This is a genomic window from Streptomyces sp. NPDC006643, from assembly GCF_042870175.1.
Lineage (GTDB): Bacteria > Actinomycetota > Actinomycetes > Streptomycetales > Streptomycetaceae > Streptomyces.
This window is the reverse complement of record NZ_JBIAHA010000006.1, coordinates 52,578-68,260: the sequence shown is the minus strand read 5'-3', so window position 1 is coordinate 68,260 and position 15,683 is coordinate 52,578. Positions and strand designations below refer to the sequence as shown.

Here is a 15,683-nt window from a genome sequence, read left to right as displayed (position 1 = left end):
AAAGGATCTGGAAAGATGAGGGCGACAATGACGTCGCCCCCAGGTCAGGGATAAAGCACCTCACACCCGCACATCACAAGGAGCGGCCCGATGCCCATCGCAACCCCCGAGGTCTACGCCGAGATGCTCGACCGGGCGAAGGCAGGCAAGTTCGCCTACCCGGCCATCAACGTGACCTCGTCCCAGACTCTGCACGCCGCGCTGCGCGGCTTCGCGGAGGCCGAGAGCGACGGCATCATCCAGATGTCCACCGGTGGTGCGGAGTTCCTCGGCGGTCAGTACAACAAGGACATGGTGACGGGCGCCGTCGCGCTCGCGGAGTTCGCGCACATCGTGGCCGCGAAGTACGACATCACGGTGGCGCTGCACACCGACCACTGCCCCAAGGACAAGCTGGACACGTACGTGCGTCCGCTCCTCGCGGTCTCCGCCGAGCGCGTCCAGGCCGGGCGGAACCCGCTCTTCCAGTCGCATATGTGGGACGGCTCCGCCGAGACCCTCGCCGACAACCTCACCATCGGCGAGGAACTGCTCGCGCAGGCCGCCGCCGCGAAGATCGTCCTTGAGGTCGAGATCACCCCGACCGGTGGCGAGGAGGACGGTGTCTCGCACGAGATCAACGACTCCCTCTACACGACCGTCGACGACGCGCTGCGCACCGCCGAGGCGCTGGGCCTGGGCGACAAGGGCCGTTACCTGCTGGCCGCGTCCTTCGGCAATGTGCACGGCGTCTACAAGCCGGGCAATGTCGTGCTCCGTCCCGAGCTGCTGAAGGACCTCCAGGAGGGTGTGGCGGCGAAGTACGGCAAGCCCGCCGGCAGCCAGCCCTTCGACTTCGTCTTCCACGGCGGCTCCGGCTCCTCCGCCGAGGAGATCGCGACGGCGCTGGAGAACGGCGTCGTGAAGATGAACCTGGACACCGACACCCAGTACGCCTTCACGCGTCCCGTCGCCGACCACGTGCTGAAGAACTACGACGGCGTCCTGAAGGTCGACGGCGAGGTCGGCTCCAAGAAGACGTACGACCCGCGCACCTGGGGCAAGCTGGCCGAGGCGGGCATGGCGACGCGCGTGACCGAGGCGTGCGCGGCGCTGCGTTCGACCGGCACCAGGCTCAAGTAACCAGGCTCAAGTAACCAGTCTCAAGTAACCAGTCTCAAGTAACACCCGCGAGTATCGGGCCCGGTGTCCCCGTGATGCCGGGCCCGAGGGCTGTCCCGAGGAGGAACCGACGACCGTGGACGTGGACGTGGAGTACGACTTCGACACCCCCGTCGACCGCCGTGGCACCTGGAGCGTCCAGTGGGACGGCGTCGCCGACCGGTTCGGCGTGGACGGGCTGCTCCCCTTCACCATCTCCGACATGGACTTCGCCTGCGCGCCCGAGGTGCTGGCCGCCCTCCGGGCGCGCCTCGCGCACGGCGTGCTCGGCTACACGGACTGGCGGCACGAGGACTTCCTCTCCGCGCTGCGCCACTGGTTCACCACGCGTTACGGCACCGAACTGGACACCGACCGCGTCGTGTACGGGCCGTCCGTCCTCAACCAGGTGGCGCAGCTGCTGCGGATGTGGAGCGCCCCCGGCGACGGCGTGGTCGTCCACACCCCCACGTACGACGGCTTCCGCAAGGCGGTCACCGGGCTCGGCCGGGAGCTGCGCGGTGTGCCGGTGGGGGACACGGCCGCGTTGGAGCGGGAGCTGGCGCGGGGCGACAGCAGCGTGCTGATCCTGTGCTCGCCGCACAACCCGACGGGGCGGGTGTGGACGGAGAGCGAGCTGGCGGAGTTCGCGCGGCTCGCGGCGGCGTACGGCGTGGCGGTGATCAGCGACGAGATCCACGCCGACTTCGTCCACCCCGAGTTCGTCCCGGCGGGGCGTCGTCATCTGCCGTGGACCCGGTTCGGCACGGGGCGGTGGGCGATCGTCACCTCGGCGTCGAAGTCCTTCAACTTCCCCGCGCTCACTGGTTCGTGGGGCATCGTCGGCGACCCGGACGACCACGCGGAGTTCATGCGCCGGATGCTGACGGCCGAGGGGCTCGGCTCCCCGGCGGTCCTCGCGCTGACGGCCACCATCACCGCGTACCGCGAGGGCGCGCCCTGGCTGGACGCGGTGAACGCGTACGTCACGGCCAACCTCCGGATGGTCGCGGCCCGTCTCGACGCGGCCTTCCCCGAACTCGGCTGGCGCCCGCCGGAGGCCGGCTATCTCGCCTGGATGGATCTTCGGGCGCTGGGCGTGGACGACGACGCGCTCCAGCGCGAGCTGATCGAGCGCGAGAAGGTGGCGATCATGCCGGGTACGACGTACGGCTGCGCGGGTCATGTCCGGCTCAACGTCGGCTGTCCGCGCGCCAAGGCGGAGCTGGGCACGGACGCGCTGATCCGCGCGCTCCGCCGGCTGACCACGTAGTCGCGGGGTCCGCAGCCGGAGCCGAAGGGCTCGCCCACCTCGTCGCGAGGCTCGCCAGGCGCCGTCTCGGCGGGGATGATCCCCCTATGGACATCAGGCTCGGCACGGCCTCCGGCCGGTGGATCGTGTTGACGACGGTGCTCGGCTCGACCATGGCGCTGCTCGACTCGACCGTCGTCAATGTCGCGCTGCCGCACATCGGTGACGATCTGAACGCGAGTCTGGCCGACCTCCAGTGGACGGTCAACGCGTACATGCTCACGCTCGCCGGGCTGATCCTGCTCGGCGGGTCGCTGGGGGACCGGTACGGCCGGCGGCGGATCTTCGTGGTGGGGATCGTGTGGTTCGCGCTCGGGTCGCTGCTGTGCGGTGTCGCGCCCACCGCCGAGGTACTGATCCTGGCGCGGGCGTTGCAGGGGGTCGGCGGGGCGCTGCTGGTGCCCGGGTCGCTCGCGCTGATCCAGGCGAGTTTCCATCCGGACGACCGGGCGCGGGCCGTGGGGCTGTGGTCGGGGCTCGGGGGTGTCGGCGCCGCGGTGGGGCCGTTCCTGGGCGGGTTCCTGGTGGACGGGCCCGGCTGGCGGTGGGTCTTCCTGCTGAACGTGCCGCTGGCCGCGCTCTGTGTGCCGGTGGCCCTGCGGCATGTGCCGGAGTCGCGGGATCCGGCGGCGCACGGCCGGTTCGACGTGCTCGGGGCGGTGCTCGGGGCCGTCGCGCTGGGCCTGGTGACGTACGCGCTGATCGCGAAGGCGTGGTGGGCGGGGGCCGCGGGGGTGCTGGTGGCCGTGGCGTTCGTGATGCTGGAGCGGCGCCGGCCCGATCCGATGCTGCCGCCGAAGATCTTCGCCTCGCGGCAGTTCACGGCGGTGAATCTGGTGACGCTGTGCGTGTACGCGGCGTTCGGCGGGTTCTTCTTCCTCGCGGCGTTGCAGCTCCAGGTCGTCGCGGGCTACTCGGCGCTCGGCGCGGGCACCGCACTGCTGCCGACGACCGTGCTGATGCTGCTGTTCTCCGCCAGGTCGGGCGAGCTGGGCGCGAGGATCGGACCGCGTATCCCGCTCACCGTCGGGCCGCTGCTGTGCGCGGGCGGGCTGCTGCTGATGCTGCGGGTGGGCGGCGGGGCGGACGCCTCGTACGTACGGGACGTACTGCCCGCGCTGGTGGTGATGGGCCTCGGCATGGTGACCCTGGTCGCGCCGCTGACGTCGACGGTCCTGGCGTCCGTCGACAGCTCGCGCGCGGGGCTGGCGAGCGGTATCAACAACGCGGCGGCGCGCGCCGCCGGTCTGATCGCGGTGGCGGCGCTGCCGCTGCTGGCGGGCGCGGGGCCGGAGGTGTACCGCTCGCCGACGCAGTTCGACGCGGCGTTCGACCGGGCGATGCCCATGTGCGCGGGCGTGCTGGTGCTGGGGTCGCTGATCGCGTGGGCGCTGGTGCGTACGCCGTCCGCCGCCGACAAGACCGCCGAGGCCGCGCCGACCCTGCCCCAGTGCAAGGTGAACTGCGGGCTGTCGGCGCCGCCGCTGGAGCCGACGACCGTACGGCGGCAGGGGCAGGCGCAGGGGCTGGGGGAAGGGGCGGAGAGCGGGGCGTGAGCGGGGCGTGGGCCGGTCGCGGGCAGGGCGAGCGGCGGGCGTTGGGACGGGTGTAGGACAGGTGTCCGGGCACGGTGGCGATTGCCGTTGGCGACGGTGGCGATTGCCGGTGGCAAACCCGCACCACTGCCACGGAATCCCGCGCGACCTGGGACACTCGGAGGCATGGCCATCCATAAAGATCTTCTCGGGGGACCGCCCCCCACCCACCTGCCCGACGACCCCGAACCGCGCGAGCTTCTCGCGAACGGGACGGCGCCCGCCGACGTCGCGGCGAAGTATCCGACCTCGTCCCTCGCGTGGGCGCAGCTCGCCGACGACGCGTTCGAGAACGGCCGGGTCGTCGAGTCGTACGCGTACGCCCGTACCGGCTACCACCGGGGCCTGGACTCCCTGCGCCGCAGCGGCTGGAAGGGGCACGGCCCGGTGCCGTGGGAGCACGAGCCGAACCGTGGCTTCCTGCGCGCCCTGCACGCCCTCGCCCGCGCCGCGCAGGCGATCGGCGAGCAGGAGGAGTACGAGCGCTGCTCGGTCTTCCTGCGGGACTCCTCGGCGGCGGCGGCCGACACCCTCGGCTGAGCCTCGCGGCCTCTGAGCCTCGCGGCTTCTGAGTCCCGCGGCTTCTGAGTCCCGCGGCCTCCGGGCCGAGGTCGCGCCGCAGGTCCGTGGACGTCCGAAAGGCTACGGCGGCCACGGGCCCGCGGTGTTCGGTCGATACGATCGCACACGCCATCGAATCCGGTACGAGGCCCCGGCACCCTCTCCCCGTTGACTCCGGTCGAACGCAGGGAGAAGTACATCGTGGGCAACCGTGTCGTAGCCGGGAGCCGTCCTCGTGCCCGCGCCCGAGCCCGTGGCCGCGCCGTGATCCTCGGCGTGTGTCTGGTCGCCGTGGTCGTGGGCGGGGCCGCGGCCCTCGCGGGCCGGTCCGGCAGCGGGCCCGCCGCCGACGCGGCGGCCGGTGAGCCCCCGGCCCCCACGTCCGGGGCACCCGAGACGTCACCCGGCCCGAGCGCGTCGAAGTCGCCCTCGGACTCCGCCTCCCCCTCCCCCTCTTCCTCCGCCGACTCCTCCGACTCGGCGGATTCGGCGCGCCGTATCCCGATACCCGCCAACGGGCCCGGCACCTTCACCACCGCCCGCTCCGCCGGTTCCCCGGTCGGCTCCGGCGCCACCGTGCGCCGCTACCGGGTCCAGGTCGAGGAGGGCATCGAGCTGTCCGAGCGGGACGCCGCCGTCGAGATCGAGACAATCCTGGCGCACCCCCGGGGCTGGACCGCCGACGGCCGCAGCTCCTTCCAACTCGTCGGCTCTGGCCCGTCCGACTTCGACGTGAAGATCGCGACGCCGGGCACGGTGGACCGGATCTGCGGCGCCGCCGGCCTGCTCACGCGCGGCGAGGTGAACTGCACCGTCGGCCGCACCGTCGTGGTGAATCTCAAGCGATGGGTGCTGGGGTCCGAGCAGTTCGACGGCCCGGTCACCGAGTACCGCGCGCTGATCATCAATCATGAGGTCGGCCACCGGCTCGGCCGGGGCCATGTCACGTGCGGCGGGGAGGGCGAGCCCGCGCCGGCGATGATGCAGCAGATCAAGGGGTTGTACGGCTGCGTTGCGAATGCATGGCCGTACGCGGAGGACGGGACGTACATCACAGGCCCGGCGGTGTCCTGAAGTCGGGATTATGATGCGAACAGGGGACCGGAGCTCCGATGCCGATTGGAAGGGGCGGACCGCTACCCGGTAGCAATATCGAGGAGACAGAGATGTCGCAGCACCCCGATGCCTCCGGAGCCGGTTCGGATTCCCCGAACCTCGACTTCGCGGGTACGACCCCCTACGAGGACTACGTCCAGGCGGACGTCCTCACCCATTTGCAGCACCCGGTGTCCGACGATCCCGGCGAGATGGTCTTCCTGGTGACCACCCAGGTGATGGAGCTGTGGTTCACCGTCATCGTCCATGAGTGGGAGACCGCGTCGCGCGCGCTGCGCGAGGACCGGGTGCCGGTCGCGGTCGACGCGCTGAAGCGCTCGGTGCGCGAGTTCGAGGCGCTGAACGCGTCGTGGACGCCGCTGGGCCAGCTGACACCCGCGCAGTTCAACTCGTACCGCAGCGCGCTCGGTGACGGCTCCGGCTTCCAGTCGGCGATGTACCGGCGGATGGAGTTCCTGCTCGGTGAGAAGTCGGCGTCCATGCTCGTACCGCACCGGGGCGCGCCGCGCGTGCACGCGGAGCTGGAGAAGGCGCTCCAGGAGCCGAGCCTGTACGACGAGGTGCTCGGCCTGCTGGCCCGGCGCGGGCTGCCGGTGCCGGCGTCGGCGCTGAACCGGGACCTGACACAGAAGTACGAGCCGTCCGAGGCGGTCGAGGGAATCTGGGCCGGGCTGTACGCGGAGCCCGACCAGAACGGTGAACTCATCAGGCTGGGCGAGGCGTTGACGGACGTCGCCGAGCTGGTGTGGCGCTGGCGCAACGACCATCTCGTGGCGACCCGGCGCGCGATGGGGTCCAAGACCGGGACGGGCGGGTCCGCCGGGGTCGCCTGGCTGGAGAAGCGGGCGCAGAAGAACGTGTTCCCCGAGCTGTGGACGGCGCGCAGCCATGTCTGAGGCGCTGTCCGAGATGCTGTCGAAGCGCGCCGCCGAACTCGACGCGGCGGACGAACTGGCCGCGTACCGCGAGCGGTTCATCCTCGACGAGGCCGTCTACCTGGACGGCAACTCCCTGGGCGCGCTGCCCCGCCACGTACCCGAGCGGGTCCAGGACGTCATCACCCGGCAGTGGGGCGAGCTGCGCATCCGCTCCTGGACCGAGGGCGGCTGGTGGACCGCGCCGGAGCGGATCGGCGACCGGATCGCGCCGCTGGTGGGCGCGGGGCCGGGCCGGATCGTGGTCGGCGACTCCACAAGTGTCAACGTCTTCAAGGCGGTTGTGGCGGCGGCGCGGCTGGCGGGGGAGGGCCGCGACGAACTCCTCGTGGACGCCGACACGTTCCCCACGGACGGGTACATCGCGGAGTCGGCGGCGCGGATGACGGGCCTGCGGCCGGTGCCGGTGTCTCCGGCCGAGGTGCCGGGCGCCGCCGGGCCGCGTACGGCCGCCGCGCTCGTCAACCACGTCGACTTCCGCACGGGCCGGCTCCACGACCTGCCCGGCATCACGGCGGCCCTGCACGACGCGGGCGCGCTGGCGATCTGGGACCTGTGCCACAGCGCGGGCGCGCTGCCGGTCGCACTGGACGCGGACGGGGTCGACCTGGCGGTCGGCTGCACGTACAAGTACCTGAACGGCGGGCCGGGTTCACCGGCCTTCCTGTACGTCTCCGAACGCCACCAGGCGGCCTTCGACTCCCCGCTGCCGGGCTGGACCTCGCACGTGGACCCGTTCGGGATGACACCCGACTACACCGCCGCCGACGGCGCGACACGCGGCCGGGTCGGCACGCCGGACATCCTCTCCATGCTGGCTCTGGAAGCGGCGCTCGACGTGTGGGACGGCGTCTCGCTGGAGGCCCTGCGCGGGAAGAGCCTGGCGCTGACGGACTTCTTCCTGCGGTGCGTGGACACGTACGCCCCGACGGGCCGGGTCACCTCCCTGACGCCCGCGGCACACGCGGAGCGCGGCAGCCAGGTGGCACTCCGCTGCGCGGAGGCACCGGCGGTGATGGCGGAGCTGATCACCCGGGGCGTGATCGGCGACCTCCGCCGCCCGGACGTACTGCGCTTCGGTTTCACACCGCTGTACGTGGGCTTCCGCGACGCGGAGCGGGCGGCGCGGGTGCTGGGCGAGGTCCTGCGCGAGATCCCGGCGGGCGGCGCGCGGCGCGGTACGGGGGGTGGCGCGGGGGCTCCGGGGACCTGAGCGGGTCGCCGTCCGGTGGGGTGGCGCCGGCCCGGGGGCGTTGACCTGGTCTGATCCGGGGCACGCCCCCGCCCCGCAGGGCGTCGCGCTGTGGCTCGGCCGTGCCGGGGATCGCGAGGTGGTGGAGGCGTGGTGTTGAGTTGTGCCCCCTCCGCCCGCTCGCCAGGTGTTCCGGCGGGGTGCCGGCACGGGAGGTGCGCCCGCGGTGCCGTGGGCGCGAACACCGGGACGGCCCGGCCCCGCTCCGCGCACGCCCCCGACGGCGTCAGGGAGTTGGGGGCGGGCCCAGGCGGTGGGTGAGGGCGCGGCCCAGGTCGGTGAGGTTGTCGGTGTCCGGTTGGACGCCGAGCTGGTCGGCGAGATCGGTGAGGTGCAGGTCGACCGCGGCCTCCACCAGGGACGCGAGGACGGCCGCGGCGGCGCGGGCCCGAGCCACGGCGGTGATCAGCACACCGGCGCCGATCAGCGCGGCCGGCCACCACAGCACGGCGAGCGCGGCGTAGAGCAGACCCCAACCCCCCAGTCGGGCGGCGGAGTTGTACGCGGTGCGGGCGCCGGACAGATCGGCGCGCGGGGCGTCCGGGAGTATCGTCCACAGCCGGGCCCAGACCAGGTCCACATCGAGGGCGTAGCGCGTGCGCACCCGGACGGCGACCGCGTGGAAGGCGTCCCCGACGCGGGTGGGGCGATGCGGTTCCCGCTCGGCCCGCAGGCGTAGCGCGCGTTCGGCTCGTGCCTGTCGTGCCTGTCGTGCCTGTTGGGCCTGCGCGGTCTGTCGGGCCGGGGCTGGGTCCGACGACCGGTCGCCGTCGTCGGGGGCGACCGCGTGGGCCACGGCCCGCCGGGCGGGCTCCGAGTACCGCCTCTCCCACCAACTCCGGCGCCACCGCGCCAGCCTGGCGAGCAGCGGCCCGGCCCCGTCGGCACCCCACAGGCGCTGGAGCAGGGCGCCCAGTCCGCCGGCCGCCAGGCCCGCGGCACCGGCCGCGAGCAGGGCGGCGGCCACGGCCAGCAGGATGGCGGCGGGGCTGTGCCCGGCCCGTTGCGCGGCGATCTCGTCGAGCCACCCGTGGAGCCGTGCCACGTCGAACGGGTGCGATTGGCCGAGCCGCGCGGCGACGACGAGGGTCGCGACCCACAGCATCCCGGACAGGACCACCGTCTGGAGCCATCGGTCCGCGATCCAGGTGCCGATCCCGGCGAGCAGTCCGGGCATCAGGCGGCCGGGAAGGCGCGCAGCGGTTCGTCGCCCGCCGCGCACCGGGGCGCGGACGCCCCGGCTTCGCCGGGGAGGACCACGCGTCCGCAGTTGCCCCACGGACAGACCCAGGCTCCCGGCGTGCCCGTGCCGTTCTCCCGAGGCAGGCCGAACCCGTCCGGCAGTTGTGCGTTGCCGTACTCGCGTACGTCGAGCGCGGACAGGCCGTGCCGGACGCAGGCGTCCTCGATGCTGTCCAGCAGCTCCGTCTCGCGGGCTCCCCCGGCCGACGCGGCTCCGCTGCTTATCAGTTCGAGCAGTTCGCGCAACTGCGGGCCCGCCCCGGCGGTGTCGATCTCCGCCGCCATCGACTCGTGCCGGGCGAGCTGGTCGCACAGCACACCCAGCCGGTTCCGCGTGCCGTTCCGCGACCTCGCCACCCTGCTACCTCCACAGCGTCCCGGTGCCCTCGGCGTGTCAACTGGCCTGCATTCAGGCGGATTTGTGAATGTACCATCCAGTAGCCGAAGCACCGCGCGAATCGGAGGACGGGATGACCGGTCGGGATCTGCTCGGTGACCTCCGGTGGCGTATCGGCACGGCTGTGGACGCGGACGACGCCGCCGGGTTGTTCACGGCCGGCGCGGAACGTACCGCCGCAGCCCTCACTGCCGTCACCGACCCGGCGACCGATGTCGAGGCGAGCCACGTCCTGGGTGTGTACCACTGGATCCGGTTCACCGCGCTGCCAGACGGGCCGGCGCGCGAGGAGACGGTGATCGAGGCCGTTCGCTTCCTGGCCCCGGTGCACGACGTGGACCCGGAGGCCGTACCGGATCCGTTGCGCCCCGTCTTCGCCGCCGAGGAGGGTACGGGCGAGGACGTGTCCGGCGAGGAGGCCCTGGAACTCGGCCTCGCCGTGTACCGGGCGTACGAGCGCGGCCAGTACTACCCGTTGCTGCGGCGGGCCGTCGAGCTGTTCCGCGCGGCGGTCGCCGGACCGTTCGAGAATCCGCTCGACCGCGCCATGAGCCTCAGCAACCTCGGGCTCGTCCTTCGTCAGACGTACGAACTGACCAAGGACGGCGGCGTGCTGGACGAGGCGGTCACGGCGTCCCGCGAGGCGGTCCACGCCACCGGGCATCCCGAACACGCCATGTTTCTCACCAACTTGGGACTCACCCTGTTCCAACTGCACATGCGGGACAAGGAAGCGGAGACGGACACCCGGACGCTCGGTGAGGCGCTCGCCGCCGCCCGCAGGGCCGTCGTCACGACCTCGCCCGGCCACGCCAATCTGATGGTGTACCGCAACAACCTCGCCGTCATCCTGCACATGTGGGCCGACGCCGAGGCCGATCCGGTGGCAGCCGCCGAGGCGATCGAGCTGACCCGGGCCGTCCTCGCCACCATGCCCGCGGGCGCCCCCGCGCGAGGCACCCAGCTCCATATCCTCCTCATCGCTCTCCAGAAGCAGTACGGGCGGACCGCCGAGCTGGACCTGCTCCGCGAAGGGGCCACCGTCGGCCGGGAGGCCGCCGCCGCGCTCCCCGCCGGCCTGCCCGTGCGGGCCGACTGTCTGGACCGGTTCGCCGGCTGCCTCAACGGACTGTTCAAGCGCACGGCAGATCTGTCGGCGCTGAGAGAGGCGATCACCGCCGGCCGGGGCGCGGTCGAGGCGGCTGGGGTCGACGCGGTTTGGGCTGACGCTCCGGTCAGCTCTGCGGCCAGGACCGCTCCGGCCGACCGCGCGCGGTACCTCCACAACCTCGCCGAGAACCTTCGTACGTTGGCCGAGCACAGCACCGACCCCACGGCGGCGAAGGAGGCGGTCGCCGTCGCCCGGCAGGCGGTCGACGTCTCCGACGACGGCCCCGACCGGCTGGGGCGGCTCAGCGGCTTGGCCGCCGCCCTCCTTCAGGAGTACGAGTACACGGGGGACATCGGTCAACTCGTCGACGCCGCCGCGTGCGAGCGCGCCGTCGTCGATGCCACGCCCGTCGGCGCCCCCGACCGTCTCCGGTCCCTGAACAACCTCGGCATGGCGCTGCGGCTGCGCTACGAGGCCGTCGGCGGGGACGACCTGCTGGAGGAGGCGGTCGACATCGCCCGGACGGTCGTCGCCGAGCTTCCCGACGGCCATCCCCATCGGCCCATGGCCATGAGCAATCTCGGCAACGCCCTGGCCAGGAAGAACGGACGCGACGGCGCACTTGAGCGGGAGCCGGAGTCCCTCGCGTACTCCCGCGCCGCCGTCGACGCCACCCCCGTCGGCCATCCCGACCGTCCCAAGTGGCTGAACAACCTCGGCATGGCGCTCCAGACGCAGTCGAACTGGGCGAGGGCACGCGAGCCTCTGGACGAAGCCGTCACCGTCCTGCGGGAGGCCGTCGACACGCTGCCCGAGGGGCATCCGCATCTGGCCATGGCGCTGGGCAATCTCGGCAACGCCCTGAGCAGCCTGTTCGACCGGACCGGTGAACTCCCCCTGCTGCGGGAGGCCGCCACGACGGCCCGCCGTGCCGTCGACGCCACCCCCGCCCAGAACGCGCAGCACGCCCCCTCCTTGAACAACCTCGGCCTCATCCTGCAACTGCTGACCTGGCACACAGGCGACTCCGTACCGCTGCGGGGAGCGGTCGAGGCGTCCCGCGCCGCTGTCGCAGCCGTCGCCGACGATCACCCCAACCGCGGGCATTTCCTGGGGACTCTCGGGTCCGCCCTACAGATGAACTTCCAGCGCACGGGCGAGAGCGAGGACATCGCGGAGGCGGTCGCCGTCTGCCGCGCCGCTGTCGCCGCCTTCCCCGACGGCCATCTGTATCGGGCCCAGCAGTTGCTCGGGCTCGCCAGCGCCCTGTACGTGCAGGCGGCGCGGGACTCGGACGCCGCGACGGCGGCCGAGGCGGTGGACATGGCCCGCCTGGGCGTCCGGGCCACCCCCGGCGACCACGTCAACCGCAACCGGGTGCTGGTCACGCTGAGCGCCACGCTGTTGCTGCGGTTCAGCCACGACGGCGACATCGCCGGACTGTACGAGGCGGTCGACGCCACGCGCGAGGCCGTCGCGATCACGCCGGCGGGCCTGCCGTTCTCCGCGAGCATGCTCAACAGCCATGCCGGTGCTCTGCACATGCTGTCCACGCACACCGACGACACCGCCAACACCGGCCTGTTGGACGAGATCCTGTCCGTCTCGCGGGCGGCGGCCCGGGACGAGTCCGCCGCGGTCTGGACCCGGATCGCCTCCTACCGGTCGATCGCCGTCCTGGCCGCGAGGGACGGCGCGGGCGTGCAGGAAGCGCTCGCGGCGGCCGAGTCGGCTGTCGCTCTGCTCCCGCAGATCGGTCTCGGCGCCCTGGACCTCACCGACCGGGGGCATCTGATCGGCGAGGCGGGTTCGCTCGCCGGGGTCGCGGCAGCCGCCGCGCTGAACGCCGGGCGACCGCACCGGGCCGTCGAACTGCTGGAACAGTCACGGGGGGTGCTGACGGCCGAGTCCGTCGCGGACGGGGACGGCGACCTCGACCGCCTGCGCTCGGCGGCGCCCCACCTGGCGCGGGCGGTCGAGGAGGTCCGAACCCGCCGCGCGGCCCTCGACCGCCAGACCCCCACGGCTGTCGGGGCGCCCGCGTCGCCCGAGGTCCCGGTTCCGGCCGTCGCAGTCCCGACACCTCGGGAGGCTCCTACGGCAGTTGAGGCGTCCACGGCCGCCGAGACCCCCGCATCACCTGCCGCGCCCACGCCCGCCCAGACCCCCACAGCCGTCGAATCCTCCGCCCCCGCCGAGGCCCGTGCCGCCGCACGGCGGGAGGCGCAGGGTGAGTGGGATCAACTGCTCGTCCGTATCCGGGCCCTGGACGGCTTCTCCGGTTTTCTCACACCCCCCGGAGCCGCCGACCTCACCGCCCAGGCCGCCGAGGGGCCGGTGGTGTACGTGTCCGCCGCGCCCACCCGTTGCGACGCGCTCGTCCTCACCGGTGACCCCGGTGATCCGGTCCGTGTCGTGCCCCTGGACCGCCTCACCAACGAGGAGGCCGTGCGCCGCATCATGGCGTTGGGGACGGCCATCGACGCCACCGGCGACCCCGCCGTGGACCCGGTCGGCCGCCGCACCGCCCAGCGCGACATCCTGGGCGTACTGGCCTGGCTCTGGGACACCATCACCGAACCGGTCCTGTCCGCCCTCGGGCATACGGGTCCCCCGCCCCCGGGCGAGTCCTGGCCACGTGTCTGGTGGTGCCCCGTCGGCATCCTCGCGTATCTGCCGCTGCACGCCGCCGGTCATCACGAGGACCTGGCCGACGACTCCTCCCGGCGCCACGCGCCGCGCACCGTCCTGGACCGGGTCGTCTCCTCGTACACCGCCACCGTGCGCGGGCTGGCCCGTGCCCGCGCCGGGAGCCGGACCCAGGAACGCGCGACCGGTCCGGTGACCCGGACCGCGATCGTCGCGGTCCCCGACGCTCCCGGCGCGGGTCTTCTGGCGGGCGCCGCCACCGAGGCTGACCTGCTCACCGGGCTCGTCCCGGGCGCCGAGGTCCTGCCGGACCCGACCCGTTCGTCCGTGCTCGCGGCGCTTCCCCACCACCGGGTGGCGCACTTCGCCTGCCACAGTGAGCCGCATCGGACCGACCCCTGGCGCGGCAGGCTGATCCTCCAGGACCACCGTACGGATCCGCTGACCGTCGCCGACATCGGCGCCCTGCGCCTGGAGGGCGGGCTCGCCTTTCTGTCCGCCTGCAACACCACCCTGACGGCCCCGCGCCTGGCGGATGAGGCGCTTCATATGACGGGCGCGTTCCAACTCGCGGGCTATCCGCATGTGGTGGGCACCCAGTGGCCCGTGGCCGACCGCGCCGCCCATCAGCTCGCGACCGACTTCTACACCCGCCTCACGGCCGACGGGACGACGCCACCCCGCCCGGCCCGTTCCGCCGAGGCCCTGCACCACGCCACCCGTCGCCTGCGCGCCGGCTATCCGGTCACCCCCACCGTCTGGGCCGCGCATACGCACACGGGTGCCTGAACGCGGGCCGTCGGTACGGTGCTGGGGGTAACCCCACCGCGCGAACGGGTGCCTCCGTCATGGGATCGGCGCGTGTGTTCCAACAGGCTTTCAGGCATGACCACTTACGCGAAAACCTCACGCCGTCCGCGCACGTCGCGCCTGCCGCGTCTGCCGGCAGTCACCGCGCTCGTGACCGCCGCCGTCTGCGCCGTGTCCCTCGGGGTGTCCGCCGGGCCCGCGCCCGCGCACGGGAAGGCCGGCGACGGCCGGGACGCCGCGACGGCCGCGCTGTCGCAGAAGCAGTTGCAGCGTGAAGTGAACAGAACGCTGAAGCAGGCCGGGTACATCGGGATGTCCGTACAGGTACGGGACGGGCAGCGCCGTACGTACGCGGTCGCCGGGGAGTCGGTGCTGGGCACCGGGCGTCCGGTGGTGCACGAGGCGGAGTTCCGGGCGGCCAGTGTCACCAAGACGTTCGTGTCGACGGTCGCCCTCCAACTCGTCGCCGAGGGACGGCTGTCGCTGGACGACACCGTGGAGAAGTGGCTGCCCGGCGTCGTGGCGGGGAACGGCAACGACGGCAGCCGGGTCACGCTGCGGCATCTGCTCCAGCACACCAGCGGCCTCTACAACTACGACTTCACGGAGGACACCGGCAACACGGCCGCCGACTTCGAGCGGACGAGGTTCGAACGCTACGAGCCGCGGGAGGCCGTGGCGCGGGCGATGAAGCACGAGCCGGACTTCGAGCCCGCCGACCCGAACGACCCGGCGCCGCAGTGGAGTTACTCCAACACCGGCTATCTGCTCGCCGGGATGATCATCGAGAAGGCCACGGGCAGGTCGTGGGACACGGAGGTCCGCGACCGTATCGTCCGTCCGCTGGGGCTCACCCAGACGTACGCCCCCGGTGACAACCCGCGTCTCAAGGGGCCGTACACGCACTCGTATCAGCAGTTCCCCGGCTCGACCGGGTGGACGGACACCTCGGTCCGCAATGTGTCGTGGGCGTCGTCCGCCGGTCAACTGGTCTCCACCGAGCGCGACTTGGACCGGTTCCTGACGGCCCTCCAGCGTGGTCGGCTGCTGCCGCCGGCCCAGATGGCGGAGCTGCGCGAGGTGGTCCCCGCCGGCGCGGACTTCCAGGTGATCTTTCCCGGGCTGAACTACGGGCTCGGGGTGATGCGGCAGCCGCTGAGCTGCGGCGGATTCCGCTGGGGCCACGGTGGTGACCTGGAAGGGGCCACCGTCCGGACCGCCGTCAGTGAGGACGGGCAGCGGTCGGTCGTCGTCAACGCGACCGGCAAGAAGTCGGACGACGAGTCGCTGTTCGCCGCCGAGAGGGCCGTTCAGGCGCTGCTCGACCGGGCGATCTGCGGCGGTGAGCGGTGAGACGGACCGACCTGATCCGGGGGCGCTGACGCGCGGGGACCGACGGAGGCGGTGGCGGGGCGCGGTGGCGGGGCGGTCGGCGGTGGGACCGGGGCCGTAAACCTGGGGCGTGGATGCTGGTAGCGTCCCCGCTGATCAGGTCAATTCGGGTCTCTCATCGAAAGGTTGGAGCAGCGTGTCGGATTCCGCCGCCCAAGATTCCGCCGCCGA

General features: G+C 72.7%; 11 protein-coding genes. 9 read left to right on the top strand and 2 right to left on the bottom strand.

All coding sequences use genetic code 11. From position 1 onward, the window contains the following. Positions 1-90: 90 nt before the first annotated feature. The 7 genes from fbaA to kynU all read left to right on the top strand — a co-directional run bounded on the left by fbaA (position 91) and on the right by kynU (position 7,872). Complete coding sequence (fbaA, locus tag ACFYNU_RS10065; RefSeq protein ID WP_356595329.1) at positions 91-1,122, top strand: class II fructose-bisphosphate aldolase; 1,032 nt, start codon at positions 91-93, stop codon at positions 1,120-1,122. Positions 1,123-1,243: 121 nt separating this feature from the next. Next, on the top strand, positions 1,244-2,413 hold the full coding sequence (locus ACFYNU_RS10060) for an aminotransferase class I/II-fold pyridoxal phosphate-dependent enzyme (protein ID WP_356595434.1): 1,170 nt from the start codon (positions 1,244-1,246) through the stop codon (positions 2,411-2,413). 86 nt (positions 2,414-2,499) lie between these two features. Next, on the top strand, positions 2,500-4,008 hold the full coding sequence (locus ACFYNU_RS10055; protein ID WP_356595331.1) for an MFS transporter: 1,509 nt from the start codon (positions 2,500-2,502) through the stop codon (positions 4,006-4,008). Positions 4,009-4,173: 165 nt separating this feature from the next. Further along, positions 4,174-4,587 carry a DUF3151 domain-containing protein gene (locus tag ACFYNU_RS10050; RefSeq protein ID WP_356595333.1) on the top strand — a complete coding sequence of 138 codons (414 nt, stop codon included), beginning with the start codon at positions 4,174-4,176 and terminating at the stop codon, positions 4,585-4,587. 189 nt (positions 4,588-4,776) lie between these two features. Beyond that, the gene (locus tag ACFYNU_RS10045; RefSeq protein ID WP_356595335.1) at positions 4,777-5,682 is read left to right on the top strand and encodes a DUF3152 domain-containing protein; all 906 of its coding nucleotides are present in this window, start codon (positions 4,777-4,779) and stop codon (positions 5,680-5,682) included. Positions 5,683-5,774: 92 nt separating this feature from the next. Next, entirely contained in the window at positions 5,775-6,620 is an 846-nt protein-coding gene (locus tag ACFYNU_RS10040; RefSeq protein WP_356595337.1) for a tryptophan 2,3-dioxygenase, read from the top strand. Continuing rightward, a complete protein-coding gene (gene kynU, locus ACFYNU_RS10035) occupies positions 6,613-7,872 on the top strand; it encodes a kynureninase (protein ID WP_356595339.1) in 1,260 nt (419 codons plus the stop codon). Before ACFYNU_RS10040 ends, kynU begins: the two co-directional genes overlap by 8 nt. Positions 7,873-8,137: 265 nt before the next feature. On the opposite strand, the gene ACFYNU_RS10030 is transcribed toward kynU, so the two are convergent. Then, a complete protein-coding gene (locus ACFYNU_RS10030) occupies positions 8,138-9,088 on the bottom strand; it encodes a hypothetical protein (protein WP_356595341.1) in 951 nt (316 codons plus the stop codon). Next, positions 9,088-9,510: a hypothetical protein gene (locus ACFYNU_RS10025; protein WP_356595343.1), complete on the bottom strand. Its 423-nt coding sequence runs from the start codon at positions 9,508-9,510 to the stop codon at positions 9,088-9,090. The genes ACFYNU_RS10030 and ACFYNU_RS10025 overlap by 1 nt, the downstream gene beginning before the upstream one ends. Positions 9,511-9,623: 113 nt before the next feature. Here ACFYNU_RS10025 and ACFYNU_RS10020 point away from each other — a divergent pair, with 113 nt between their 5' ends. Together ACFYNU_RS10020 and ACFYNU_RS10015 are read left to right on the top strand one after the other, a co-directional pair. Next, the gene (locus ACFYNU_RS10020; protein WP_356595345.1) at positions 9,624-14,099 is read left to right on the top strand and encodes a CHAT domain-containing tetratricopeptide repeat protein; all 4,476 of its coding nucleotides are present in this window, start codon (positions 9,624-9,626) and stop codon (positions 14,097-14,099) included. A 96-nt stretch (positions 14,100-14,195) separates the two neighbouring features. Further along, positions 14,196-15,473 (top strand): serine hydrolase domain-containing protein, encoded by a 1,278-nt coding sequence (locus tag ACFYNU_RS10015; RefSeq protein ID WP_356595347.1) that lies wholly within the window; start codon positions 14,196-14,198, stop codon positions 15,471-15,473. Positions 15,474-15,683: the final 210 nt, after the last annotated feature.

Bases quoted from the DNA above. Each gene is read 5' to 3' on its own strand.
- fbaA (WP_356595329.1), top strand. From the start codon at position 91: ATGCCCATCGCAACCCCCGAGGTCTACGCCGAGATGCTCGACCGGGCG.
- ACFYNU_RS10055 (WP_356595331.1), top strand. From the start codon at position 2,500: ATGGACATCAGGCTCGGCACGGCCTCCGGCCGGTGGATCGTGTTGACG.
- ACFYNU_RS10050 (WP_356595333.1), top strand. From the start codon at position 4,174: ATGGCCATCCATAAAGATCTTCTCGGGGGACCGCCCCCCACCCACCTG.
- ACFYNU_RS10040 (WP_356595337.1), top strand. From the start codon at position 5,775: ATGTCGCAGCACCCCGATGCCTCCGGAGCCGGTTCGGATTCCCCGAAC.
- kynU (WP_356595339.1), top strand. From the start codon at position 6,613: ATGTCTGAGGCGCTGTCCGAGATGCTGTCGAAGCGCGCCGCCGAACTC.
- ACFYNU_RS10030 (WP_356595341.1), bottom strand. From the start codon at position 9,088: ATGCCCGGACTGCTCGCCGGGATCGGCACCTGGATCGCGGACCGATGG.
- ACFYNU_RS10020 (WP_356595345.1), top strand. From the start codon at position 9,624: ATGACCGGTCGGGATCTGCTCGGTGACCTCCGGTGGCGTATCGGCACG.
- ACFYNU_RS10015 (WP_356595347.1), top strand. From the start codon at position 14,196: ATGACCACTTACGCGAAAACCTCACGCCGTCCGCGCACGTCGCGCCTG.